Genomic DNA, 26,619 nt, shown 5'->3' on the forward strand with positions numbered 1-26,619 from the left:
TTTTATCTAAATTTACTAATTTATCTTAAATACTTATCATTTTCCACTATCTAGTTAAAATCATTTTTTTAATGATTTAGCACTTTGTCTAAAAATTCCCTTGCTCTTTCTGTTTTTGGATTATCAAATAAATCCTGCGGTTTTGCATCTTCCAGAATATATCCCTCATCCATAAAAAATACTCTATTTGCAACATTTCTAGCAAATCCCATTTCATGTGTCACTACAATCATTGTCATTCCAGCATTTGCAAGTTCTCTCATTACCTCCAGAACTTCACCTATCATTTCAGGATCAAGTGCCGATGTTGGTTCATCAAACAGAATTACTTTAGGATTCATTGCTAATGCCCTTGCAATCGCAACCCTTTGTTTCTGCCCACCAGACAGCTTGTTTGGATAAACATCCTTCTTATCAGCAAGTCCCACTTTTTCCAGTAATTCTATTGCCAGTCTTTCTGCCTCATCTTTTGGCATTTTTTTTAATCTAATTGGTCCCAAAGTAATGTTTTCCAGTACAGTTTTATGTGGATACAAATTAAAGTGCTGGAATACCATTCCGACTTCCTCACGAATTTTGTTTATATCCGCCTTACGTTCCAAAATATTTTTATTATTTATTTTAATCTCTCCTGATGTAGGTTCCTCAAGCCTATTTATACAACGTAAAAATGTTGATTTCCCACTTCCAGAAGGTCCTATAATCGAAATTACCTCCCCTTCTTTGATTTCAGTGCTAATTCCTTTTAGCACTTCCAGTTCTCCATATTTCTTCTTCAAATTTTTTATCTTAATCATTTTCCTTTAATCTCATCTCCAATCGTTTCCCAATAAATGAGAATAATTTTACGCTGATATAATAAACCAAACCAGTAAACAATATTGGTTTTACACTATAATATACAGCTTGTAAGCTTTTACTGTTCATTGTAATGTCAACAACACTAATATATCCCACAACGGCTGTTTCCTTAAATAAATTTATAAATTCGTTCAAAAGTGCTGGCAAAATATTTTTTATTGCCTGTGGCATTATAATTTCATTCATTGCCATTCTATAAGGCATCCCAGTTGCTCTTGCAGCTTCCATTTGCCCCTTGTCTATACTCTCAATTCCAGAACGGATTGTTTCTTCTACATAAGCCGCACTATTAAGTCCCAAAGCAATCAATGCAATCCAGTAATTATTAAGTATTACAACTACAAAAGATAATGTCAAAAGCTGTAAAACCATGGGAGTTCCTCGCATTATGTCAACATATTCATCAATAATAACATCTTTTATCATATCTAAAATTTCTATATTGGTTTTCTGAAATTTTAAGAATGCCAACAGCATTCCTAAAAGAATACCAATAGCAGCTCCTCCAACTGTAAGTCCCAACGTAGTTACAAAATAGCTGCTTGCATAAATTCCCCATTCTTTCGGCTTCATGTCATACGGAAACACAAGAAGCACCGCAACAGTTACAACTGCTATAAAAAATGAGGTTTTTACTATTTTTCGTGTTTTTTCCAATTCTTCCATTATATTTAATGAACTCTAATTTTGTTCATATCCTCCTTATACTTTAGTTATTATAATATTATTATACCTAATATTTATAGGTTTTTCAATAAAAAAATTTTATTTTATTATCTAACTTCATTCCTTTTCTTCTATTTAGCCCTCTTCAAAGACTATTAAATATTTTTTCAAAATATTTTTAAATAATTAAGTGATATAGTTACTTGATTTTGGAAATAATGTTTATAAACACAACAAAAATTCCAAAACAGAATATAATTTAAAAAGGAGTTATAACTATGAAATTATTTAAATTTTTATTTTTTTCAGTTATTGTATTAATTGCAGGCTTAGGTTACTACATTTATACTCAAAATCAGCTAAAAATTCCAGATTCTATGGTAAAAAGTGCTGTTGCTTCGAAATTTCCAATAGAAAAATCCTATCCTCTTGGAAAAATTAAACTATTTAATCCAAAAGTACATTTTGAGAATGATAAGTTAATTATTGAAGCAGAATACCTAAATGATGCATTAAATGATCAGATTAACGGAACAATGACCTTTGCAACTGATATTCATTATGATCCAATGAAATCAAACCTTTATCTTGATGATTTTCAAATTGTAAGACTGACAAAAGAAAATAAAGAAATTGATCTTGATAAAAAACCCATCATCAGAACAGGGTTAAATTATGCTTTTAGTCAGCTTGAAAAAAAAGAAATTTTAAATTTATCAGGAGTTGAAAAATTTCAAATGATAAAGGATATAAAAATTGAAAATAATAAATTGACTGTTGTTAAATAAAAAATAATTTTAATTATTATTCAGTTAAAATTTTATGTTTGAAAAAACGTTCCTGAAACTCAACCAGTACTTCCATTTGGGAAACTGTATAATTTTTCCCATCTGGAATTACTATAAGTTTATTTTCTTCATCATCATACCTATAAACAATAGCTCTACATATTCCACAAAATTCATCAACAGGTTCAAAAACTCCCAAAATATACACATCTATTTCTTCTCCATCTTCACTAATAGTATTTGGAATATATCCATAATTTACTGGATATATAAAATTATATTTAGGATGTCTTTCTCCCATTTTTCTATCCATTTTTACATGTATTTTTTGTCCTAAAAATTTTTTATAATTATCTAAACTCATAAAAATCCTTTTTAAATATCAATTTTAATCTATATTTCTTTAAAATGTTTCTGTTTTTGTTTAAAAACTTCCTTTTAACATTCCTAAAAAATATATCACTGCAATAGAAACAATTATTATTATTCCCAGATTTGTCTTCCTAAAAGTTAAATATGCTACGATTGCCATTCCAATCAGAACTCTTATTATGTCAAAATTTGTACTTCCAGTAGAAGTAAAAATATCTGGAAATACTAATACTGTCAGTACCGTATAAGGAAGCGCTTCAAAGAACTTATTAACTTTTAGGTTGTTTTCTGGAATTTTTACAAATATTGTCAATGTCCTCAGTATTACCGTCATGATTATGAGTGTCATCAAAATCATTGTTAAAATCCCTAAATTTTCGTTATAATTCAATCTTATCACTTCCTTTCCCTTTATTAATTTAATCGTTTTCCTGCTTTTCAGAATTTTCATTATAATAAAGCTGTGCGTATATAAAACTTGCCAAAAACATTGTCAAAATCATAACCCATCCTGAACTTACCTTATTTAAAATAGGCAAAAATGAAAATGCCATTTTTATAATAAGTGCCAGCAAAACAATTCTTATATATTTAAAATTTTGACTCAAAGCCATTATTAACATACTGAAAAACATTGAATAAAGCACAAAATTCATACTTGTCATAAGTGATTCTGGCAATTTTTCTCCAAATATCGCTCCAAAAATTGTACCAAAACAGTAGCAAAAATATGGAATTGTATTTACTCCCATCATATACCATGCATTTTTGGCCTTTTTGAATGTCAGATATGTTACAGTTTCATCAGTAAGCCCCACACCTACCAGAAACTTCTGAAAAATAGGAGTTTTTTCACCAAGCTGTCTAAAAATAACAATATTTAACAATAAATATCTTAAATTGATAAGAACAATAGATAAAATCACTTCAACTGGAGGCGACTTCATCACATAAAGTACCTTTAACAGTAATGAATGAGCCCCTCCTGCATACATACCAAACGATGTAAGCCCAATCATTGGCAAAATTTGAGAAAAACTTTTAGCTGAAATCAGTCCGATTGCAACTCCAAAGGGAATGTAGGCAATTCCGATTCCAGTACCGTCTTTTAATCCCTTTAAATAATTTTCCAGTTTTCTTATTTGTGCCATTTTTTGTTCTGATTCCTTCCTTATATAGTATTATTCTAACAATTTCAAAACAATTAGTCAAATATATAATATATATTTCTATCATATATGAAATATATGATTATTTTAATAATCCCCAATTTTTAGCCACACTTCCATTAGCTTTTAACGGAACTTTCTTAAATTTAACAGTATTTTCCATAATTTTTTCAATTTTTTTCATATATTCCTTAGCAAATTCGTCACGAACTTCAAAAATCAGTTCATCATGAACTTGAAGAAGCATTTTTATATTTTCATCATTTTTAAACTCCTCATGAAGTTCAATCATAACTTTTTTTATAATATTTGCCGCTGTTCCCTGAACGACAGTATTTACCGCCATTCTAACAGCCTGTGCCTGTACATTTTTATTTGTCGCATTAATTCCGCTAATGTATCTTCTCGTACCGTAAAAAGTTTCCACAAAACCGTGAAGTTTAGCCGTTTCTGTCACAATATCCAAAAATTTTCTAACTCTTGGATATTCCTCAAAATACGTCGTAATATATTGAGAAGCCTCTTGAACTGTAATTCCTAGTTCCTTTGACAATCCAAACGGAGTTTTTCCATACAGAATACTAAAATTAATTACTTTTGCAATACTTCTTTCATGCCGTGAAATCTCATCTTCTTCTGTTTTGAAAAATATCTTTCTTGCCGTCAAGTTATGCAAATCCTGATTATCCTGATACGCCTGTACTAAATGCCTGTCTTTTGACAATTCAGCCAAAACTCTCAATTCAATTTGTGAATAGTCAAATGAAATCAAGCTATGTCCTTCTTTTGATACAAAACCAGTACGAATTCTTATTCCATCATCTGTTCTCACAGGAATATTCTGTAAATTTGGATTTGCTGACGAAAGCCGTCCAGTAGATGTCCCATTTTGGTTAAAAGTCGTATGAATCCTTTCCTCTTTATCCGCCAGTTTCGGAATTGGCTCAATATATGTTGATAATAATTTCTTATAAGCCCTGTATTCCAGAAGCTTTTTCCCAATCATACGTTTGTCTTCTGTCAATTCTCCGTTGTTTGCAATCATTTCCAGAACTTCCACATTTGTTGAATATCCAGTTTTTGTCTTTTTACCCGATGGAATCTGTAATTTTTCAAACAAAACTTCCCCTAATTGTTGTGGCGAATCAATATTAAATTCTTCATCGGCAAGTTTATAAATATCACTTTGAAGCATATTTATCTTTTCTTCCAGCTCATTCTGAAATTCACTGAAATACTTTTTATCAATTTTTATTCCAGTTTCTTCCATTTGTGCCAATACTGGTATTAATCGACTTTCCAGCTTGTCAAATATATTTAAGAACTGCTCATTTTGTAATCTATTTCTAAAAATTATTTCCAATTTATAAATAAAAAACGTTCTCTTTGATAAAAACTCACAAACCACATCATCAGAAACATCGCTAAAATCCTTCTTTCTTCGTTCCTTTTTAAATTGCTCCTCAAAAGTTGCAATCTCAACACCAAACTCATCCAGAATTATTTCCTCAATTTCCTGTAAACTTTCCGTCCCAAGTACATATCGTGCAAGCAAAATATCAAAATATTCCGTGCATTTTATCCCGAATCTCTCTTCATTTATCCCATAAGTTTTTCCACCAACAGAGTATCCAAAATACTCACTTTCCCCATTTTTCATATACTCTTTCACATTATAGGCAATAATTTCTTTCTCACTCAATAATTTATAAATATTCTCAATATTTTTTTTGTTATCTTCCTTTTCATCAGTATTCTCACCTAAACTGAACAAGTTAATTTGAATTCCAGCTCTTGATTTTTCGTGATTTTCATTTTGTAAAATATTTTTCAATTCACTATCCAAAAGCACAATATTCGTTTTTTCATCACAAATAGAAAGTCCAAGCATATTTTCAAAAATAGCCACTTTTTTATCCATTTTCTCAATCACGGAATAAGCATCATTCCAGCTCACAACTTTTCCATAATTTTTCTCAAAATACACTTTTTCATCTTTAATTTTCTTACCTTTTTCAGTTTTCTGATTTTCTAACGCAATCTCCTCTGCCTTTTTCTTCTGAGCCTCATATTCTGTTGCCAATTTTTCTTTTAAAACTTGAATTTCATCAATTTTTTTGTCTATTTCTGAATTATGCTCATACTCTACATGCTCATAAAAATGTGAAATTCCATCAAAAATCGGATTTTCCTTATCATACTCCAATTCCTGCTTTTCAATTTTTTCTCTTTCAAGTCTCTCTTTTTCCAATTTTTCTTCAGTAATTTTTTTATTTTTTTCTAAAACTAACTTCTCTTCTTCAGTAAGTTCCTTCTGATTACCGTTTTGCAAGAATCTTTCCTTTTCTTCTTCCACAGCTTTAGAAAATCTTTTAAAATCAAGCTCCTCATAAAGTTTTAAAAGACTGTCAAAATCCTTTTCCTCAAATTTCAATTTATTTTTATCGTATTCAACATCAAGTTCTCTTTTCACAGTTGCAAGTTCTCGGCTTATAAAGGCATTTTCCTTATCACTCAGTAATTTTTCCTTCTGTTTTCCCTTTATTTCGTCAATATTTTCGTAAATTCCTTCCAAATTTCCATAAGTCGTAATAAGTTTCACTCCATTTTTAGGTCCAATCCCAGCAACTCCTGGAATTCCGTCCGACTTATCTCCCATAAGCCCAAACAAATCAGGAATCTTATCAGGCGTAACTCCCAAATATTCAACTACATCTTCATCAGTCTTTATATGTTTAAATGCAGAATTTTTATCCCCTTTTCCAAGCAAGGCAATGTTAATTTTTCCATCTACAAGCTGTGCCAAATCCTTATCCCCAGTTATTACAAAGACCTCAATCTGCTCATCTTCATCATTAGAAAATTTAGTGGCAAAAGTGGCAATGACATCATCCGCTTCCTGCCCATCCTTCTTATATTTCGGAATTCTATACCCATCTAACACCTTCATAATAGTATCAATCTGCATAACCAGTTCTTCAGGCATACTTTCCCTATGTGCCTTATACGTTTCAAACTCTCCAGTTCTATCCAGTTCACTTCTTTTCACATCTAGACAAGCCACTAAATAATCAGGCCTAAACTCCCTAATCACACTTTCCAGCGTATTAATAAACCCAAATGTTGCTCCAGTAGACATTCCGTTACTATTTCTCATTCCCATTAGTGCAAAATGGCTTCTATACATAATTGCACTTGTATCCAATATAACCGCTCTTTTCAACTTAATTATTCCTCATTTCTTTTTTTTAATTTAACAATATTTATATTTATATATTTTACCATTTTTACATTTTTTCTCAAAGCATTTTTTCTTAATTTAATAGAACAGCCTAAATCTTAATAATTTTATTTTATGTATTCAAATTAGTAATTTTTAATCTATAAAAAGGCTGTACTTAGATTTTATCCTAAGCCAGCCCTTCTTAGCAAGCAAATTATTCTATTATTTCTAAAATTGCCTTTGGTTCTTCAACTTTTTCCGGTGTTATCACATACGCATCCAAAATCATGTTTTTAGAGTCTTGCACATTTTTATCATCATTGTAATAAATTTCAGCGATTTTTTCATTTTTTGATACTTTTTCCCCAACTTTTCTAAAAATATTAATTCCAACTGCATGATCAACCTCATCTTCTTTTTTAGCACGTCCAGCACCTATAATCATTGCAGCTTTTCCAATTTCTTCTGTCTTTATTTTTTTTACATATCCTTCATTTTCAGAAAAAATTTCCATCACAGAATTAGCTTTCGGAAGTAAGTTATAGTCATTTATAAGCTCTTTATTTCCACCGCTTTCCCCAATAAATTCTGCTAATATTTGCAATGCGCTTCCATTTTTTATTACTTCATCAATTTTTTCTTTTGCTTGACCAAGTTCTGCCACCTCACCCTTTTCCTTCAAGGCAAGTCCTGCAATGGTATAAACAACTTCTTTTACGTCAGCCGCACAATTTCCTTTTAAGAACTCAATAGCCTCAATGATTTCATTTGCATTTCCAATTGCGTGTCCAAGCGGTTCATCCATATTACTAAGCACAACTTTAACTTTTCTTCCAGCACCTTTTCCGATTTCAATCATTCTTTCAGCCAATTTTTTAGCTTGTTCTAAATCTTTCATAAAGGCCCCGTCCCCAACTTTTACATCAAGAATTATAACATCTGAATAAATTGCTAACTTTTTACTCATAATGCTGCTTGCAATTAATGGAATACTAGGCACAGTTGCAGTCACGTCACGCAAAGAATATAATTTTTTATCAAGAGGAACAATCTTGTCGCTATATCCCATCAGTCCAACTCCAGTTTTATTGGCAATTTTTACAAGCTCTTCTTTTGTTGCCGAAAACTTGAATCCTTGAATTGATTCAAACTTGTCAATTGTTCCTCCTGTATGTCCAAGCCCTTTTCCAGACAGCTTTACGTTTCCCATTCCAAGTGCCGATAAAATAGGAGAAAGAATTACTGTAACTTTATCTCCAACACCTCCTGTACTATGCTTGTCCACAAGAAATTTGTCTATTTCCTCAAATTTTATAACATCTCCAGAGTCTCTCATTACCATTGTGAATTTTAACAGCTCTTCCTGTGTCATATCATTAAAGTAAACTCCCATAAGAAATGCTGACATCTGATAATCAGGTACATTTCCAGCTAAATATTCATTCAATAAAAATTCTATCTCTACATCAGATAGTTTAAGATTATCACGCTTTTTCTCAATTATATCAACCGCTCTCATAAAATCATCTCCTAAATCTTGTAATATTATTAAAAATAAACTTAAAGACTAAAATAGTTTATTCAAACTCTAGATTAATAATCCAGTCCTCTAAAAACTTTAAGTATTAAAAAAAAGATAAAAAGGTTGTAAAAGAATGGGAATCGATTAATTTCCACTCTCAAACAACCATTTATTACTTCACTGAGTATTCAAATAACTTATTTTAGTAAATTTTTACATTTTAAATCTTATGTTTTATTTTATAATGCAGGTTTTACTTGAATTTTACCATCTTTAATATCTTGTTTAATTTGTTCAAGACGTTTGATGTTTTCTTCACCAATTTTATCTTTAGTAAATTCAAAGTCCGTAGTCCCCAATCCATTTTCCTTGATTCCAAAAGTTTGCACTTTTGCTTCAAATTTTCCATCCACAACAGATTTTATAGTATCAAATACTGTATTGTCAACATATTTTATCATAGATGTCAAAATTATTCCTGGGTATAAACTATCTTGGTTAGAATCTACTCCAATTCCATAAACATTTTTTTCTTTAACTGCTTGGAAAACTCCTAGTCCACTTGCTCCAGCAGCATGATAAATAACATCTGCACCTTGTTGAATTAATGTTTCAGTTTTAGCTTTAGCTGATGCTTGATCATTAAATGAGTTGTTTCCTCCAATATAAACAGGCAAAACTTTGATGTCAGGTTTTATATATCGTGCACCTTGTGCATATCCTGCATAGAATCTCTTGATTAAATCGCTTTCATTCGCACCAACAAATCCAACACTTCCTGTTTTATCCATCATTGCAGCTAATGCACCTACTAAGAATGATCCTTCATGTTCTTTATACAAAATAGAAGCAACATTTGGTAAACCTTCTACAGTTTCATCAATTATTGCAAATTTTTGATCAGGAAAAGCCTGAGCCACTGCAACTAACGAATCTTTCATGCTGTATCCAACTGCGATAATCAAATCAAATTCTCCAGATTCAGCAAATTGTGTCAAAGCATTTTTGGCTTCTGTTGACGGATCTTTTGGTTCATATTCTTTAAAAGTGATTCCTAATTCTTTCTGAGCTTTTTCCAAACCTCTGAAAGTTGCATCGTTAAATGATTTGTCACCTTTACCACCAGTAGAATACACTACTGCGACAGCTTTCTTAGAATTTGTCGCATCTGCAGATGTTTTACCATCTTTTACCTGCTCTCCGGTAGCTGGCTTATTTCCACAAGCTACAACTAACATTAGTGCAAAAATTACACTAAAAATCGTTACAATCTTTTTCATTTTCTCCTCCTAAAAATTTTTATATTTATTCTATGCTTAATTATACCCTATTTTTTTCAAATTTAAAATAGTGCCTTCATAAATTTTTCAAAATTTTTTATAAAAATTCTTTTGGAAGCATAAAATGTCATTTTATATAATTATTTTTTCTGTACTAATAGATAGCTCGAAGACCTATTCCTCCTCTTACATTTTTACCTTTCGCATCATATCCGCCATTTAATGTTATTCCAAATATCTGGTTTTCTATTCCGATGTTAAAATCTGTTTTGAAGTTTCCTTTTTTATTTTCCTTTTCGCCTCTTATATTGAACCAGTCCGCATTTGTCTGCGATACTTTGGCTTTGTTTGCCACATCTCCTATTTTACCAAACTCTTTTTCATAACCTGCTCCTAAAACTGCGACAATGCTAGTTCGTAAACCTATAGGCTGTTTATATTTAAATTCAGCTCCTATTTCAGATTTTGCCAAATAGTAGTCATTCCCCTTGACTTCAAGACGCATTTCCCCAGATTTTTCCTTGATATTTTCAAATCTTCCATACTCCAGTTTCAGGCTTCCGTAGGATTTTATGCTAGTCCTTTGGCTCGTTCTGATTTCTTTTGACAATTCATTTTTAACAGCCGCTCCATAAGCTGAGTAGTCTGATTTTGCATTAAAGATTTCATCAACAACAAGATATTTTCTGTGCATGCTGTTTCTTGAAAGATAGCTTTCTTCCGACACTGTCCATTGCAGGCTTCCGTTATAATCATTTTTCGGCGACATTGTTTTAAAGATTCCTAATTTCAGCATTGCCTGATTTTCTTTTGATTTTCCTGCATCCTTGAACTTGAACTTGTTATTTATCATACCTGCATACCATCCTGAGCTGTTTCCAAGTCTCACAGCTTCATTCTCCTTTAAATAGGCAAAACCGTAGGCACTGCTTGTATAATCAATTATTCCAGCGCTATTTGACCTGTACTCATCTCTTATTCCAAAAGTTTTTATTTTATTGGATTGCTTGGACTTAGTATCCCATTCCTTTGACAAATAGGAAATTTCCTTGTCAATCAGCCTTCCAGTACCATAAGTTCTTTGCTGAATATTGGCATACTGATGTCCCATCATTTCATCAAATGCTTGTGCTAGCAATGTTTTTTCATTTTTTCCAATGCTGTTTAATTTGTCAAATAATATCTTTTCTTTTGAACCTGGAGGATTCATGTCATATCTTTGCTCCAGCCCGTCAGAAAAATTATAAACATTTGCATCCTTGGCAAACGAAGTATACGGTATTTTTACCAAATAGACAGATTTCAGCTGCTCGCCATCCACATCCGTCTGAACGGTTCCTACCCATGTCAATGATCCTGAATAAATATGCCATTTCTTAATTTGCGGATTGGATAAAATTGTGGCGTTGTATGGCTCCAGAATATTTTCCTTAATTTTTATAGCTTTGGAATTTGTATATTTTGAGGCTTCCGTTCCAAGTATCAGATCGACCTCCGTTTCTTCAGAAAGATTGTTCAGACCTTGAATCGGATTGGTAAATTTTATACCTGAAGTATCTATATACATACCGATTTTGCTAACAAACTTATTTGGGTTATGAATATTGCTTTCCGTTTCAAGAATTTGTTCAGCAGAATCTCCTGACCCGACAACTTTTATTTCAGGTGAGCTGGCAGAAATATCAAATTCCACAGGATTTACTGCTTTTCCGTTAATTTTTATCTCGGGTATCCTGTCACCAGCTAAAGATACAATTTCAACACTTCCATCTGGAACTTCTTTCCCAGTTTTTGGTAATTTTGGCGACTGAATCCGTGTTTCAGCGATAATTCTGGAACTGCCTCCCTGTGGAACAGTTGCCAAAGGCGAAGAGTATTCTTCTAAAACTGCGTCCCTCTTGACAAGCGCTCCAACTCCTGCTCTCGGAAGAATGTTAATTATTCCGTAGTTTTTAAAGACAGCCCTGTTCGTAGCAACCGCTCCGATAGCTCCAACAGCATCTGGTGTGGCTGTAATTAATCCGTTATTTATTCCAACAGCCTCCTGATCCAGAAACATACCTATCGAATTTTTCCCTGACAAATGTATTTCTCCGTTATTAATAGCGACTGACCCATTTCCAATTGCATACATTCCAATTCCATTTTTTCCTGTAACTTCAATTTTTCCTGTATTTGCATTTTCAATTTTCCCTGTATAAACAGAAACGTTGTTATCTTTGTCATAATATCCAGCAGCCATTCCGATTGAGTAAAGTTTTTCTGGCACTTTTGATGCCCCAACTTTAATTGTTGCATAATTTTCTGCAAGATTTTGCCCTGTACTGTAAATTCCGACATTTCCAATTCCATTTGTCAAGTCAATTTCAGCAAAATTTGAAGCGGCTCCTGCCGTATAGATTCCGTAGTTTTGATTGCCGTATGCTTTTATTTTTGTATTGTTTATTATGTTTCCTGTTGATTTTTCAGAATACAGGAAGATATTTTTATTTTTTAGGGAAACATTGGAAGTATTTGAAGTTATCTGATTATTGTTTCCTGTATTGACAATGGCAAATGAATTTTCATCAAGATTAATTGAAGAAAAATCATTGTTTACAATTTGATTATCTCCAGTTACAAGCACACCTTTTGCCTCGTCTGTTCCAATCGTCAGTTTTCCTTGCAAATTTAAGTTTCCACCTAGGGAATAAATCCCTGTCCCTGCATTTCCTACAGAAACATTCGAAGTATTTCCAGTATTTACAGAATAACCATAAATTCCTAACGACTTATCTCCAGCTGTTATCTTTCCACTGTTTTCCACCATGCTGTTTACACTATTTGTATAAATTGCTATTGCAGGGCTATTTTCTGACAACGCAGAACCCACCGTTATTTTTCCAAGATTTTTGATGTTGTAGTTTCCAGTTCCTGCGGCATACATTCCAACCGCATTTTCTCCAGCAAGTTCAATTTGACCTGCGTTTCCATTTACCAATTCCTTAGACCCGTGAGGACTTTCAAAATTCATTCCAAATGTATTTTTAGAAGCTGAAATTATTTTTCCGTTGTTGTATATTCCGCCTGGCAAAGCAGTATTTGAACCTGTTGTTTCTGCCCTGTAAAGTATTCCGCTTGACCCCTCCCCTAGAGTTATAAGTCCGTTATTATAGGCTTTTCCCGCTGCCGTTCCTCTATTGTCTTCTGTCAGATAAAGACCCACTGAATTTTTTGCTATTGAAATATCGCCGTTATTTGTAATTTCCCCTCTTTTTGCATAAATTCCAATGGATCCTTCCCCTGTCAAGGTAATTTTATTATTATTTGTCAATTTTACTTTGGAAGCCGGCCTGTTATTGTTATTTTCCTGTGCAATAGCCAGCTGACCGTTTTTAGTTCCTGTCATGATTTTAGAATTTGTAATGGAGGAACTAAGAATTTCCAATTCATTATATGGATCTGCATCGTCATCCAAATTAACATCCTGATCCAGTTCCAGATTACTGTTTACCATTGCCGCAGAAATATAGCCAGTTCCATTGATTTCAATTGGTCCTGCCGCTGACAGGCTTGCCGGTATTCCTGATAAATTCAAGTTTCCGTTTGCAAGAAACAGTACTCTTCCACCTTCTTCCATATTTAACTTGAGTTTACTGCTGTTGTTATGGGTAAAATTATTTGCATACCAAGTGGAAAAGTTAAAAGTTCCAACAGGCGCATTGCCTAAATCATAATAAAATACTGTTCCATGTTTTTTTACATTTGCTGTTACATCTTTTTCAAAAATAATTTTCCCTCCAGGCGTAAATGGAGTGTATGCAGTATAAAATGTGAGAGAATCTTTCCCTGTATTCAGAACCACATTGTCTTCCAGCTGTATTTCTCCACCTTTATTGGCAAAAATATTAAAAGCTCCATCGGTTGCCGTAATTTCTGCCTTAGATATTTTTATTTTTGAAGTATTTAAGTAATTGGCATTATCTCCTCTATTTTCAGCAAACAGACCTACTGACTTAGGTTTTGAAATTTTGATTTTTGTAGTTTCATCAGATTTAATTATACCGCCATGATTTGCATACATTCCAGTAGAACCTTTAGTACTTTCAGTTGTATTTCCATCAAACACAATTTCTGCATGATTTTCAATTTTCCCGTCCTTTGTGGCAACCAATGCCCTTACTCTGTCTCCGGAAATAGTAACTTTCCCTTTATTTTCAACTTCACTTCCAGCAGAGCTCACAATTCCAGTGGCATTTTTGCTCTCTCCGTTTGTACTTTCCTTAATTGTAATTACACCTTCATTAACCATTCCTCTGCTTGCCTGAATATTAAGTCCAACATTTCCGTCTCCACCCTCTATTGTTAATTCCTCATTATCCCCGTCTTTTGAAAATTTAAGCCCATTTTGCTTATTAATTCTTAGAAGTGTATTGTTTTTTCCGTCAATGGATTTCAATTTGAAGTTTTTAAATTCTATTAATCCGCTTTGAGCAACAGATCCGCCTCCAATGTGCATGCCATTATTATTTTCCCCATGCAGTTCAACATTAAAGAAGGATTTTTCTAACTGACCATTAACTATGACCTCAAACAATCTGCCTCTGGATAATTTAGAAAAATAAAATCCTTTAGACCAGCTCCCTTCTACAACAATAGGCTTATTCAGCTGAAATATGGAAACAGGATGCTGAGTATGCGGGATTGTAGATGTAAACTGCATACCATAACCGCCTCTTCCATTTAATGTTATATTTCCATTATTTGTAAAAATAAAATAATTTGATAAGTTCATAAAGTTATAAACTACATTGGAATAATCACTGCCATCAACTATTATGTCTCCATTATTTATAAAGCTTGAGGGAGCAGTATTTCCTCCAAAGTTAAGAAAGTTTACTGCAGAACCAAATCTTTTTGTAGATTTTATAAGCCCTTCATTTATAAATTTTAAAGGTTTATTGGCACTATTGTCATTATAAAGAGAAACTGCAGAAGTACTTAGGGAATCTGAAACGATTGCCGCTCCTTGTTTTAGAGTTGTGGTCGTAATTCCATTTGGGCTTCCGTTCAGCATAATGATGCTAACTAGATTTCTGTATTTCCTTCCATTGGAATGCAAAAATTCAATTGGAGCTTCTCCCGAAGAAATAATATCCATATTTTCAATGATAAAATCGTGGCCTCCTCCCATTCTTACCCCTACTTCTCCATAATCTTCATATTTAAAATCCTTATTAAGATTATTGCTATAATTAAAGACTGTACTATGACTGCTGCCTTCTATTCCTGTAAAAGTTGTATTATTTGTCTTAAGAGTAAATTTGTTGCCATTATTATGCACCAGTTCCATTTTCCCTTTTCCGTTTGTTCCTCTAATGTGAGTTTGGGAAATAGGTCCCGTATCCCCAGCATTAGTTCCCACAAGTACATTTGGTATTCCTTTTTCATTTCTAATATTACTGTAATCCTGATTATTAGTTTCTATTAAATATCTTGAAGATACAATGCCAATATCAGGAATTACTGGAGGTGGAACTACTTCCACATCGCCATCTGGCACTTCAAATGCAGGCAGTTCAGGATTCTGAAAATTGATTCCAGGTCTTGAGGCAAGAACTAGCGGTTCAATCTGGGCAATTCTTCTTGGATTCACGTTCGCTGAAACTTCCCATTCCACTACCGGTTCTTCTACATCTCGAAGTTCAGTGTTTCCATACGAATTTTGCATAAGCCCCGAAGAAGCCAAGTTATATTTGGAACTTAGGGATGACACGCTTCTGTTCAGGATGCTGGAACTTCTCGTAAGGTTTCTTTTAGTTTTTAACGATTTATCGCCTCTTCCATTATACAGCCCTCTCCAGTTGTTAAAGTAGTAGTTATTCCCAAATTGCCATGAACTCCAGATTGGTCTTATTACATGGTCTCCCTGCTCCATTAACTGAATCAGTTCAAGGTTTGACTTCTTTATAAGTTCTGTATTTTCATTTCTAGCTTTTTGTAAATTTTTTCTGAGATTAGAAACAGATGAGTCTATTTGCCTGATTTGATTAGTGATTTCAGTTTCAGCTTCCAATGGCGCGGCCAATAAGTTGTTCTCAAGCCCCAATGCCCCCGTTAATAAAAATGTAATCAGCATTCTGTCAGTATATCTGAAATCCTTAACCCTTTTGGCAAAAGATTTTAGATTCTTTTTTAATTTTATAAAATTTCCAGTCATTTATTCACTCTCCTATTTTGATTTTTATTTTTTTAAATATTATTTTTCTAATTCATTTATATGAGTAAAATCTGTTAATATTGAATAGTTTAAAATTACTCCAATTTGTCAATTTAAGCAAAATATCCATAATTTTAAGTTAGTTTCCAAAGTAATTTTGTCATACAAATAAAAAACAAATAATCTTAGTTTAATCATATATTTTTATATAAAAATTTTTTTTGAAAATTATTGTCACCTGTATAATAATAGCTGTAATCAAAAAAATCAAGTGCTTTTTAAAAAATAATATGTCATTAATTCATAGTTAATTAAGTTAAAAGTAAATTTATGCCAGTTAATTAAAAAAATTAACAAATATGAACTGTATTCAAACTTATAAATTACAGATGTTATATAAAAATTTTAAATGACTTTGAAAGTAAATATTAAATAATTTAAAATATATCATAATTTATACCGTTCTAAGGAAAACATAAGAACATTTTAAATAAAACATACATTAGCAAGATTCTTTTGTTTTTTAGTTTATACAGAAAATTTCCTTTTTTCACTAAAATATTTTTACAACTAAAATTAACAAAATCAGGCAATAAAAAAAATCAAACTATTAACAAAAATTCATGTCATTGTAATAGTCTGATTTTCAAAAAATTATTTTACTGTAATGTATTTTCTCTTTTAGTCAACTAATGCAGGATTAAAATCTTCAACCCAAGGCAATCCAAACTTGTTTAACGCATCCATAAATGAATCTGGATCCATTTCTTCCACGTTGAATACTCCTGGTTTTTTCCATTCTCCAGTAAGAACCATTGCAGCTCCAATCATCGCAGGCACTCCTGTCGTGTAAGAAATCGCCTGTGAGCTAACTTCCTTGTAACATTCCTGATGATCGCATACATTGTATACATAATAAGTTTTCTCTACGCCGTCTTTTTTACCTCTGAAAATATTTCCAATGTTTGTCTTACCTTTTGTTCTAGGTCCAAGTGAAGCCGGATCAGGCAATACAGCTGTCAAGAATTGCAACGGAACAATTTGCTTTCCTTCAAACTCTATTGGCTCAATTGAAGTCATCCCAACATTTTCAAGCACTTTTAAGTGAGTCAGGTAACTTTGTCCAAAAGTCATAAAGAATCTAATTCTTTTAATACCTTTAATATTAACTGCAAGCGATTCTAATTCTTCATGGTGCAGTAAGTACATATCTTTTTCACCAATTTGCGGGAAATTGTACACTCTTTTAATTTCCATTGGCTCTGTTTCCACCCATTTCCCATCTTCCCAGTAACTTCCATTAGCTGTAACTTCCCTAATATTAATTTCTGGATTAAAGTTTGTTGCAAATGGGTACCCGTGATCCCCTGCATTTGCATCAAGAATGTCAATGTAATTTATTTCATCAAAATAATGCTTTTGTGCATACGCTGAAAACACCCCAGTGACACCTGGATCAAATCCACTTCCTAAGATAGCAGTAATCCCAGCTTTTTCAAATTTTTCCTTATACGCCCATTGCCATTTATACTCAAATTTAGCTGTGTCCAAAGGCTCATAATTTGCTGTATCCAAATAATCAGTCTTAGTTTCAAGACAAGCATCCATAATTGTCAAATCTTGATATGGTAAAGCTACATTTATCACAATATCAGGCTTGTATTCATTAATCAATGCCACTAGCTCAGGCACATTATTTGCATCCACCTTTGCAGTCTGAATCTCAATTCTTCCAGCATATTTACTTTTTTCAATTCTTTCCTTGATTTCATCACATTTTGCCTTTGTACGGCTGGCTATCATGATTGAACTGAATACTTCCGAATTTTGCGCACATTTGTGGCACACTACATTTGATACTCCTCCAGCTCCGATTACTAATGCTTTTTTTCCCATTAATTTTCGCCTCCTCAAATTTATTTTATTTTTATTTATTAATTTTAAATTTTTCTCAACATTATTATACTGTAAAATCTTTATTCTGTAAATTACTTTTTTAAAAATCTTGTAAAATCATTTGACTTAGGCTATTTTTATTTGCTATAATAAATTAAAAGATAATAAATTTTAGGAGGAATGTAAAAATGAAAATTGTAGTCTTCGATGCAAAACCTTATGATATTGAATTTTTCGACAAATGGAACGAAACCTTTGGAGCAGATATTACATATTTTGAAGAAAAATTAAGCTTAAAAAATGTGATGCTTACTAAATATCAGGATGTTGTCTGTACTTTCGTGAATGATGACTTAAATGAGAAAGTATTGAACATACTTTCCAAAAATGGAGTAAGAGTTGTTGCCGCAAGATGTGCGGGCTATAACAATATCGACTTAAAGGCTGCCCGTGAAAACAGAATTACTGTTTTAAGAGTACCTGCCTACTCTCCATTTGCCGTTGCTGAACATTCGCTAGCTCTTCTTATGTCAGTAAACAGAAAAACTCACAAAGCCTATAACAGAACAAGGGAAGGTAACTTTAGTTTAGCAGGATTAACTGGAATGGATTTAAACGGAAAAACTGCCGGAATTATAGGAACTGGAAGAATCGCAAGAATTTTTATAAAAATTTTAAACGGATTAGGAATGAAAGTTATTGGTTACGATAAATTTCCTAATGAACAAGCTGCAAAAGAAGAAAATTTTACTTATGTAACATTAGATGAAATATTTGCAAATTCTGACGTGATTTCATTACATTGTCCATTATTCCCTGAAACAAGACACATAATTAACAAAGAAACTATTGCTAAAATGAAAGATGGCGTTATTATCATCAATGCCGCCAGAGGTGGATTAATTGATACCGAAGCTCTCGTTGAAGGATTAAAAGACAAAAAAATCGGCGGAGCAGGACTTGATGTTTATGAAAATGAAAGCAGCTATTTCTTTGAAGATGAATCAGCAAGCGTGCTGGAAGATGATTTGCTAGCTAGATTATTATCATTTAACAACGTCGTTTTGACTTCTCACCAGGCATTCTTAACAAAAGAAGCATTAGATAACATTGCTGAAGCTACATTTAACAACATCTTATCATACGTAAAAGAGGAAACTTTACAAAATGAAGTTTGGTATGACGAAGAAAACAATAAAGTTGTTGAAGGTGTCAGAGTTCAAAAATAATTATTATCTAAAATTTTAATAAAAGTTTTACTTTTAAAAACTTATAAAGGGGCTGTTTTAAAAGGCAGCTTCTTTTAATATTTTCCAAAAAAATACAAAATCTAAATTTAAAAGAGTTTTTGTATTGAAAACTTATTTAATAGTTATTTTCTTTTTTCCTAAAAAAATTTTTACTTTAGAATCAAAAAAGCTAGCAAAATAATATAAAGAAAGGTTTAAAAATATGGATTTATTTGAAATAAAAAAACAGAATGAAATAAATGAAATTAACATTGAAGAAATCAGGAGGCATCTTTGACATTGAAAATTTAAAAAATGAAATTGACAATTTGGAGAAAAAGACGTTTGAGGCAGATTTCTGGAATAGCGAGAACAGTCAGGAAATATTGAAGACTATTAGTGCAAATAAAAAGCTGCTTGAGGAATACAGCAGTTTAAACGGGCTTTTTGAAGATGTTTCTACCATTATTGAGTTTATTGAGATGGGGGATAATTCGTTTGAAAATGAACTTGAGCAGAAAGCACAGGATTTGAAGAACGAAATTGATAATTTTAAGACAAAATTGCTTCTGGATGAGGAATACGACATGAATAATGCAATTCTTACGATAAATTCGGGGGCTGGTGGAACTGAGGCATGTGACTGGGCTGAAATGCTTTACAGAATGTACGACAGATGGTCAAATCGGCATGATTTCAAAGTTGAAATCCTTGACAGCCTCGCTGGAGAAGAAGCTGGAATAAAAAGTGTAACATTAAATATAAAAGGAAATTACGCTTATGGATATTTAAAAGGGGAAAAAGGCGTTCACAGACTTGTCAGAATTTCCCCATTTGACTCTAATGCCAGACGGCATACTTCATTTGCTGCAGTAAATGTTACACCAGAAATAGAAGATGACGTTGAAATTGATATTCGTACAGAAGACTTGAAAATTGATACTTACAGGGCAAGCGGCGCAGGAGGGCAGCACGTAAACACAACAGACTCAGCCGTTAGAATCACTCATATTCCTACAAACACAGTAGTTACATGCCAAAACGAGCGTTCACAGCTAAAAAACCGTGAAACTGCAATGAAAATATTAAAATCTAAATTATTCGAGCTGGAACTAGAAAAGCGTGAGAAGGAAATGGCGGAATTAAAGGGAACAGAATCAAAAATCGAATGGGGAAGCCAAATCCGTTCGTATGTCTTCCAGCCTTATAAAATGGTAAAAGATCACAGAACAAAGGCAGAAGAGGGAAACGTTGAAAAGGTTATGGATGGAGATATTGACTTGTTTATAAATGAATATTTAAAATACGCTAAATCCTAATAACATGTTTAAAATTTAAAATAATTTTACTTATAATAACTAAAAAATTGAAAGGATTAGAATATGAAAAAAACTAGATGTCCATGGGCAAAATCTGAAAATGACATTATCTACCATGATACCGAATGGGGAGTGCCTTCCCACGATGATAGTTATCTTTTTGAAATGCTAATTTTAGAGGGCTTTCAGGCAGGACTTAGCTGGAATCTTATTTTGAATAAAAGAGAAAATTTTAGAAAGGCTTTTGATAATTTTGATTATAAAAAAATTGCAAAATATGATGAAACTAAGTTGGCTGAACTGGCTCAAAATGATGGAATTGTGAGAAATAAATTAAAAATAGCCGCTTCTGTTAAAAACGCCCTTGCATTTATGGAAGTACAAAAGGAATTTGGCTCATTTGACAAGTACATTTGGAATTTTACAGATAACAAGCAAATTATTAATAACTGGAAAGAGATATCAGAAGCACCTGCTACTACAGAATTATCTGATAAAATCAGCAAAGATTTGAAAAAACGTGGCTTTAAATTTGTTGGATCTACAATCGTTTATTCTTTCTTACAGGCAATCGGAATAGTTGATGACCATTTAATTAGTTGTCCTTATAAAAAGTCAGCTAAATAATTAAAATATAATTTTTGATTTTTTAATAACATAAATTGCAATATTACTCACTACATTTTTCCAATTTTTTATCGTATAGGGCATCAAACGCCATGCCCTTACAACCCCGCTTCTCGAATTTCAATTTTACAGCAAAAGACAAAACTCGCTTTTACCAAAAGTTATTTTAAATTTCATAAAGTTATTGTAAATTCAAATAAAATGGAAAAGCTCAAACAAGTTGTCTTTTACTGAAAAATTAAAATCTCAGAAATTCTATAACAAATATCTTTACAGTTTAATAAACTGGCGGAGTTTTTATTTATTCAACTACCACTGCTTGACAAGTAAAAGAAGAAATTTTAGAGTTAGAAAATAAAAATCGGAGTGATATTGCGTAACAATCTTGCCATAATTTAATTATCAGGATAAACTATTTATTTCTTCAACAGCTCTCTCAAACTGTTCTTTTGAAATATTAAATGAATTAAGAGCCTTTAAAAGCTGTTTTGCATTGTAATATCCAATTTTTAAAATATCTCCGAGCATTATCCTACGTTCCTTTGCATTGCTTCCAGAAACAAATCCATTATCAATCAAATCACTAACATTAAATCTATCTTCAACATTTTGACTAGCTGTGATAATGTTTTTTAATGCCTCTAAAATTACTTTGTCATTGGCATTTTCAACTCCTATATTATCATTTTTAGTTGCATCCTTTTGACTTACAAAAGCATGTTTTATGTTTGGAATATATCTTTTTAATGTATCACGAATTTTTTTTCCTGCAAAATCAGGATCTGTAAATAAAATTAAATCATTAGTTTTTGACAATTGAATCATTTTATTTATTGTTTTTTTAGATAATGCGGAGAAGCCGTTTAAGGCGATAATATGTGCATCTACAACTCGTTTTATGGCTGTTATGTCATCTCGCCCTTCAACCACTATAATTTCATTTATTTTTAGTTTTTCTTTTTGTTTATTTGGCTCTTTTTTCATTTAATATTCCTTTTGTTTTTATTTTTTATTTAATGTTATAATCTTCCATAACTTTTAGCAATAATTCCCAAGTTTTTCCAACTGAATCTATTTCCATTCTTTCTTCAGGAGTGTGAGCACCGTAAATATTAGGCCCAATTGAAACAATATCAACATTTTCCATATTATTATCAAAAATTCCGCATTCAAGTCCAGCGTGAATTGCCTTAATTTCAGGATCTTTTCCTGTTATTTTTTTAAATGAGTTTACAACTATTTCACGAATCTTTGAATCTTTTCGGTATTCCCAAGATGGATATGGAGAATTTATTTTTACTGCCACTTCGTATTTTTCAGAAAGTTCCTTCACATCATTTAGTAATTTTTCAAGTGATTTATTTACTGAACTTCTTGGCAATGCCTGAATTTTTATAACAATTTTTCCATCTTTATTTTCAGTTTTTATAACTCCAAGATTTATTGAAGTTTCTACAAGACCTTCTATATCCTTGCTCATTGAAATAACTCCATTTGGAAATTCGTGGAAAAATGAAATAACCGCATTTGTGTTGGAAATTGATAATTTCCCTTCATTTTTTAGTTCCTCTTTTTTAACTTCCTTCACTTCAATAACTGGATTTTTGTCAATAATTTTAAAATCCTTTATTATATTTTCAAAAGCAAGCTTTGCTAATTTTTCAAAATCACTGACTTTTTCATTCTCAAGTTTCACAGCCAGCAACGCCACAGCCTCTCTCGGTATTGCATTAGTTTTTTCCCCGCCGTCAATGTCCATTATTGCAAGAGTGTATTTTTTATTTAAATGATTCAGAACTTCTGCCAAAATTTTATTTGAATTTCCTAATCCTAAATGAATTTCAGCACCTGAATGACCACCTAGAAGCCCTTTCACATCAATACTTATAACAGTATCATCCTCTTCTAGTTTTTCTGTATCAAAGTTAAACTCATTAAGGATTCTCGCACCACCTGCACTGCTCACATAAACTTGTCCGTATTCTTCAGTATCCAAATTTATAAGTGTCTTTCCAGAAAAAATTCCAAAATCAAGGTTATTAACTCCGCTCATTCCGTCTTCTTCGTCAGTTGTGATAATAATTTCAAGTGCTGGATGCTTCAAGTCATTACTGTCAAGTATCGCAAGTGCATAAGCCACAGCAATTCCATTATCTGCCCCAAGTGTTGTTCCATTTGCCTTCAAGTATCCATCTTCCACAACAAGTTCAATTCCTTGCGTTTCAAAATCAAATTTTGTATTTTTATTTTTTTCCCAAACCATATCCATATGTCCTTGCAGGATAAGTGGTGAATATTCCTCATATCCAGCTGTTGCAGGCTTTCTTATTAATACATTCAACGCTTTGTCCTGAATAACTTCTAGATTTCTTTCCTTCGCAAATTCTACAATCCAGTCACTAATCTTTTTTTCTTTTCTTGAACCTCTTGGTATTTTTGAAATTTCACTAAAATAGTGAAAAACTTTTTCAGGATATAAATTTTCTATTTTCATTTTATTTTCCTTTCTTTTAGTTTAAATTAACAACAAGGGGATAATCCCCTTGTCTCAAAGATAAAGATTTATTAAATATCTTTATTTATAAAATATTTTCCAGTAATTCTTCAAGCTCTGACATTTCTCTCTGTGTCAAGTCATACCCGCTTTTTAACTTTTTCAAAATTCTATTTTCAGAACCAACTGAACTACGTTCTAAAATTTTTATAACTAATCTTTTATAAAATTCCACTAATTTTTTCTCCCTTTAGTTATTTTCTTTAATTATTTTAAAGCTGTAACGCTGTTTCTAAGGCCACTTCTATCATTTCATTAAAAGTTGTCTGTCTTTCTTCAGCGCTTGTAACTTCGTGAGTAATGAATGAATCACTTATTGTAAGTAAAGTTAACGCATTTACTCCTAATTTTGCCGCTGTTGTATAAAGTTGCGCTGTTTCCATTTCCACACATAATACTCCAAATTCAGCCCATTTTTTCCAAGCGTTAGGGTCATCTCCATAAAAAGTATCACTTGTAAATACATTTCCAGCCTTTACATTCAATCCTTTTGCCTTAGCAATTTCATAAGCCTTGAAGACTAAATCCGAACTTGCTGTAGGCGCATAGTCTGCTCCATTAAATCTCAATTTGTTAATAGCAGAATCAGTCGAAGCTGACATTGCGATAACAACATCTCTAACTTTCACATCTTCTTGATAAGAACCAGCTGTACCGATTCTAATCAAGTTCTTTACTCCAAATTCAGTTATCAGTTCATGTGAATAAATCCCAATTGAAGGCACTCCCATTCCAGTTCCTTGAACAGATATTTTTTTCCCTTTATAAGTCCCAGTAAATCCTAGCATTCCTCTAACATTATTATACTGAACAACGTCTTCTAAAAATGTTTCTGCTATATATTTTGCTCTAAGCGGATCTCCTGGCAATAGTATAGTTTCTGCAATATCTCCTTTATTTGCTCCAATATGCGGCGTTCCCATTCCATTACCTCCTAAAGTTTTTATAGTTTTTAAAAAATTTTTTTACTTACTATATTGTACTTCACTTTTTGAAATTATTCAAGGTCTTTATTTTGTTTTTTTTTTTGATATTTTTACTCTTTAATTTATAGCGATTGTATATCCTTCCTAAAAATGTCATCTTTTCTTGCATTTTTCAGCTTATTCCAGTATAATTTAATCAAGAAAGTAAAAAGGGAGGAATTTTGGAATGAAAAGGCATTTACCGATAGGAATATCGGATTTTAAGGAAGTAATAGAAGAAAATTATTATTATTTTGATAAAACTGGATTTATCGAGGATTTGTTTAATGAAAGATCTAAAATTAAATTATTTACACGTCCACGCAGATTTGGAAAAACATTAAATATATCAATGCTGAAGTATTTTTTTGATGTTAGAAATAAAGATGAAAACAGAAAATTGTTTGAAAATTTAAAAATTTCTAAAAGTAAATATTTTAATTTGCAAGGAGAATATCCTGTAATTTCTGTTACATTTAAAGATTATAGAAAAACTGACTGGAAAGGCGGAGCAGAATACATTCGGAGTCTAATTTCAAATATATACGATGAATTTTATGAAATTTTATATCCAAAGCTAAATCCGAAAAATAAACAGTTTTTTGAAAAAATTTGGCTTGAAAAACCAAATACAACTGATACTGACATCGAAAATTCATTGCTTGAACTATCCAAATTTCTTTACAAGGAATACGGCAAAAAAGTAATTCTATTAATTGATGAATATGATCAGCCAATAATCAGTTCCTATATTAACGGCTATTACGACGAAGCAATGAACTTTTTTAGAGCATTTTACGGAGCAATTTTAAAAGACAACAGTTATCTTGAAACAGGAATTATGACGGGCATTTTAAGGGTTGCAAAGGAAAACGTCTTTTCCGGACTGAATAATTTAAAAATTCATACAATTATTGATAACAGGTTTACAGAACATTTTGGAATCATGGAAAATGAAATTAAAGCCGCTTTAAAGGATTTTAAGCTAGAAGTTGAGCTAGAAGATATACAAAAGTGGTATAACGGCTATTTATTCGGTAATATAAAAGTATACAATCCATGGTCTATTATCAATTTTTTGGACGAGGGAAAATTAAATCCATACTGGGTAAATACAAGTGGAAACGACTTAATAAAACTATATTTAGCAAGATTAAAAAACGAAATTTTTGATGATTTTTCTAAATTACTGAATAAGGAGAGTATTTTCAAAAGAATAGATGATAATATGACTTTTGCAAATTTGGAAACAAATTACAGCCAGAATATATGGAATTTATTTTTTCATAGCGGCTACCTAACACTTGCTGAGCCAAAAGATTATGATGAAATGACTTATTTAAAAATTCCAAATGATGAGATATTAAAGATGTTTTCACAAATGTTTATTGAAGTATATTTTGAAAATTATGATGTGTTTTTAAATATGACTTATGCTCTAAAAACTGGAAATATTCAAATCTTTGAGAAAGAACTTAAAAATATTTTGCTGGAAAATGTTGGAATTTTCGATGTGAGCGGAACTTACAAGGAACAGTTTTATCACGGTTTAATGCTTGGAATAATTTTGATTCTGAAAAATGAATATCAGATAATATCCAATGGCTTTGGAGGTAAAGGCAGATATGATTTGCTCCTAAAACCTAAAAATATTCAAAAAAGAAATGACGGAATTATCTTGGAACTTAAAGTTTTAAATTTAGAAGGTAATTTTAATGAATATGAACTCCAGGAAAAATTGGATAAGGAATGTAAAAACGCATTAAATCAAATTGAAGAAAAAAAATATGTCTCGGCTCTTAAAAACGCTGAAATTCATAACGTTATAAAAATTGGAATTGCATTTTTAGGAAAAGATTTAAAAGTTAAGTTTGAAAGGGAATATATAAAATAAAAAATTATGGGCTACACTAAGACATTCTCCTAGATCAAGCCCATATTTTATTATT

Annotated in this window: 19 protein-coding genes; 5 read left to right on the forward strand and 14 right to left on the reverse strand. The window is 31.8% G+C overall.

The window, feature by feature from the left end; genetic code table 11:
* Positions 1 to 68: 68 nt before the first annotated feature.
* Both FVE77_RS07625 and FVE77_RS07630 read right to left on the reverse strand, forming a co-directional pair.
* Entirely contained in the window at positions 69 to 797 is a 729-nt protein-coding gene (locus FVE77_RS07625) for an amino acid ABC transporter ATP-binding protein (RefSeq protein ID WP_026746085.1), read from the reverse strand.
* Positions 790 to 1,527, reverse strand: a complete 738-nt coding sequence (locus tag FVE77_RS07630; RefSeq protein ID WP_026746084.1) for an amino acid ABC transporter permease — start codon at positions 1,525 to 1,527, stop codon at positions 790 to 792. Before FVE77_RS07630 ends, FVE77_RS07625 begins: the two co-directional genes overlap by 8 nt.
* A gap of 278 nt (positions 1,528 to 1,805) precedes the next feature.
* Between FVE77_RS07630 and FVE77_RS07635 the strand changes: the two genes are divergently transcribed.
* Positions 1,806 to 2,315 (forward strand): DUF1439 domain-containing protein, encoded by a 510-nt coding sequence (locus FVE77_RS07635; RefSeq protein WP_026746083.1) that lies wholly within the window; start codon positions 1,806 to 1,808, stop codon positions 2,313 to 2,315.
* 16 nt (positions 2,316 to 2,331) lie between these two features.
* Here the strand turns inward: FVE77_RS07635 and FVE77_RS07640 are convergent, their stop codons facing one another.
* From FVE77_RS07640 to FVE77_RS07675, 8 genes are all read right to left on the reverse strand, one after another.
* The gene (locus tag FVE77_RS07640) at positions 2,332 to 2,679 is read right to left on the reverse strand and encodes an inorganic diphosphatase (RefSeq protein WP_006803784.1); all 348 of its coding nucleotides are present in this window, start codon (positions 2,677 to 2,679) and stop codon (positions 2,332 to 2,334) included.
* A gap of 60 nt (positions 2,680 to 2,739) precedes the next feature.
* The gene (locus FVE77_RS07645; protein WP_232052898.1) at positions 2,740 to 3,087 is read right to left on the reverse strand and encodes an AzlD domain-containing protein; all 348 of its coding nucleotides are present in this window, start codon (positions 3,085 to 3,087) and stop codon (positions 2,740 to 2,742) included.
* Positions 3,088 to 3,106: 19 nt separating this feature from the next.
* On the reverse strand, positions 3,107 to 3,838 hold the full coding sequence (locus tag FVE77_RS07650) for an AzlC family ABC transporter permease (RefSeq protein WP_026746081.1): 732 nt from the start codon (positions 3,836 to 3,838) through the stop codon (positions 3,107 to 3,109).
* A gap of 100 nt (positions 3,839 to 3,938) precedes the next feature.
* Positions 3,939 to 7,079 (reverse strand): DNA polymerase I, encoded by a 3,141-nt coding sequence (gene polA / locus FVE77_RS07655; protein ID WP_036087892.1) that lies wholly within the window; start codon positions 7,077 to 7,079, stop codon positions 3,939 to 3,941.
* 214 nt (positions 7,080 to 7,293) lie between these two features.
* Positions 7,294 to 8,598 (reverse strand): thymidine phosphorylase, encoded by a 1,305-nt coding sequence (locus FVE77_RS07660; protein WP_026746080.1) that lies wholly within the window; start codon positions 8,596 to 8,598, stop codon positions 7,294 to 7,296.
* 242 nt (positions 8,599 to 8,840) lie between these two features.
* Positions 8,841 to 9,881 carry a BMP family lipoprotein gene (locus tag FVE77_RS07665; protein WP_026746079.1) on the reverse strand — a complete coding sequence of 347 codons (1,041 nt, stop codon included), beginning with the start codon at positions 9,879 to 9,881 and terminating at the stop codon, positions 8,841 to 8,843.
* Positions 9,882 to 10,035: 154 nt separating this feature from the next.
* Positions 10,036 to 16,080 carry an autotransporter-associated N-terminal domain-containing protein gene (locus tag FVE77_RS07670; RefSeq protein ID WP_026746078.1) on the reverse strand — a complete coding sequence of 2,015 codons (6,045 nt, stop codon included), beginning with the start codon at positions 16,078 to 16,080 and terminating at the stop codon, positions 10,036 to 10,038.
* 681 nt (positions 16,081 to 16,761) lie between these two features.
* Positions 16,762 to 17,976 (reverse strand): saccharopine dehydrogenase family protein, encoded by a 1,215-nt coding sequence (locus FVE77_RS07675; RefSeq protein WP_026746077.1) that lies wholly within the window; start codon positions 17,974 to 17,976, stop codon positions 16,762 to 16,764.
* 188 nt (positions 17,977 to 18,164) lie between these two features.
* On the opposite strand from FVE77_RS07675, the gene FVE77_RS07680 reads away from it, so the two are divergent.
* From FVE77_RS07680 to FVE77_RS07690, 3 genes are all read left to right on the forward strand, one after another.
* Positions 18,165 to 19,205 carry a 2-hydroxyacid dehydrogenase gene (locus FVE77_RS07680; protein ID WP_026746076.1) on the forward strand — a complete coding sequence of 347 codons (1,041 nt, stop codon included), beginning with the start codon at positions 18,165 to 18,167 and terminating at the stop codon, positions 19,203 to 19,205.
* 223 nt (positions 19,206 to 19,428) lie between these two features.
* Positions 19,429 to 20,524, forward strand: a protein-coding gene (prfB, locus tag FVE77_RS07685) for a peptide chain release factor 2 (RefSeq protein ID WP_197735409.1) whose coding sequence is annotated in 2 segments (ribosomal slippage) — positions 19,429 to 19,500 and positions 19,502 to 20,524 — 1,095 coding nt in all. Because the reading frame shifts where the segments join, the coding sequence is not laid out codon by codon here.
* A 63-nt stretch (positions 20,525 to 20,587) separates the two neighbouring features.
* On the forward strand, positions 20,588 to 21,151 hold the full coding sequence (locus FVE77_RS07690; protein ID WP_026746074.1) for a DNA-3-methyladenine glycosylase I: 564 nt from the start codon (positions 20,588 to 20,590) through the stop codon (positions 21,149 to 21,151).
* Positions 21,152 to 21,553: 402 nt separating this feature from the next.
* On the opposite strand, the gene rnmV is transcribed toward FVE77_RS07690, so the two are convergent.
* The 4 genes from rnmV to deoD all read right to left on the reverse strand — a co-directional run bounded on the left by rnmV (position 21,554) and on the right by deoD (position 24,628).
* Entirely contained in the window at positions 21,554 to 22,135 is a 582-nt protein-coding gene (rnmV, locus tag FVE77_RS07695; RefSeq protein WP_026746073.1) for a ribonuclease M5, read from the reverse strand.
* 25 nt (positions 22,136 to 22,160) lie between these two features.
* The gene (locus FVE77_RS07700; protein WP_026746072.1) at positions 22,161 to 23,645 is read right to left on the reverse strand and encodes an aminoacyl-histidine dipeptidase; all 1,485 of its coding nucleotides are present in this window, start codon (positions 23,643 to 23,645) and stop codon (positions 22,161 to 22,163) included.
* 85 nt (positions 23,646 to 23,730) lie between these two features.
* A complete protein-coding gene (locus tag FVE77_RS12675; RefSeq protein ID WP_006803764.1) occupies positions 23,731 to 23,880 on the reverse strand; it encodes a hypothetical protein in 150 nt (49 codons plus the stop codon).
* 37 nt (positions 23,881 to 23,917) lie between these two features.
* Positions 23,918 to 24,628, reverse strand: a complete 711-nt coding sequence (gene deoD / locus FVE77_RS07705; protein WP_026746071.1) for a purine-nucleoside phosphorylase — start codon at positions 24,626 to 24,628, stop codon at positions 23,918 to 23,920.
* A 229-nt stretch (positions 24,629 to 24,857) separates the two neighbouring features.
* Between deoD and FVE77_RS07710 the strand changes: the two genes are divergently transcribed.
* Positions 24,858 to 26,564: an AAA family ATPase gene (locus FVE77_RS07710; RefSeq protein WP_026746070.1), complete on the forward strand. Its 1,707-nt coding sequence runs from the start codon at positions 24,858 to 24,860 to the stop codon at positions 26,562 to 26,564.
* Positions 26,565 to 26,619: the final 55 nt, after the last annotated feature.

It is taken from the genome of Leptotrichia hofstadii (assembly GCF_007990525.1).
Classification (GTDB): domain Bacteria; phylum Fusobacteriota; class Fusobacteriia; order Fusobacteriales; family Leptotrichiaceae; genus Leptotrichia; species Leptotrichia hofstadii.

Coding starts and splice junctions, on each gene's coding strand:
- FVE77_RS07625 (WP_026746085.1), bottom strand. CDS start 797: ATGATTAAGATAAAAAATTTGAAGAAGAAATATGGAGAACTGGAAGTG.
- FVE77_RS07630 (WP_026746084.1), bottom strand. CDS start 1,527: ATGGAAGAATTGGAAAAAACACGAAAAATAGTAAAAACCTCATTTTTT.
- FVE77_RS07635 (WP_026746083.1), top strand. CDS start 1,806: ATGAAATTATTTAAATTTTTATTTTTTTCAGTTATTGTATTAATTGCA.
- FVE77_RS07640 (WP_006803784.1), bottom strand. CDS start 2,679: ATGAGTTTAGATAATTATAAAAAATTTTTAGGACAAAAAATACATGTA.
- FVE77_RS07650 (WP_026746081.1), bottom strand. CDS start 3,838: ATGGCACAAATAAGAAAACTGGAAAATTATTTAAAGGGATTAAAAGAC.
- FVE77_RS07660 (WP_026746080.1), bottom strand. CDS start 8,598: ATGAGAGCGGTTGATATAATTGAGAAAAAGCGTGATAATCTTAAACTA.
- FVE77_RS07665 (WP_026746079.1), bottom strand. CDS start 9,881: ATGAAAAAGATTGTAACGATTTTTAGTGTAATTTTTGCACTAATGTTA.
- FVE77_RS07670 (WP_026746078.1), bottom strand. CDS start 16,080: ATGACTGGAAATTTTATAAAATTAAAAAAGAATCTAAAATCTTTTGCC.
- FVE77_RS07675 (WP_026746077.1), bottom strand. CDS start 17,976: ATGGGAAAAAAAGCATTAGTAATCGGAGCTGGAGGAGTATCAAATGTA.
- FVE77_RS07680 (WP_026746076.1), top strand. CDS start 18,165: ATGAAAATTGTAGTCTTCGATGCAAAACCTTATGATATTGAATTTTTC.
- FVE77_RS07690 (WP_026746074.1), top strand. CDS start 20,588: ATGAAAAAAACTAGATGTCCATGGGCAAAATCTGAAAATGACATTATC.
- rnmV (WP_026746073.1), bottom strand. CDS start 22,135: ATGAAAAAAGAGCCAAATAAACAAAAAGAAAAACTAAAAATAAATGAA.
- FVE77_RS07700 (WP_026746072.1), bottom strand. CDS start 23,645: ATGAAAATAGAAAATTTATATCCTGAAAAAGTTTTTCACTATTTTAGT.
- deoD (WP_026746071.1), bottom strand. CDS start 24,628: ATGGGAACGCCGCATATTGGAGCAAATAAAGGAGATATTGCAGAAACT.
- FVE77_RS07710 (WP_026746070.1), top strand. CDS start 24,858: ATGAAAAGGCATTTACCGATAGGAATATCGGATTTTAAGGAAGTAATA.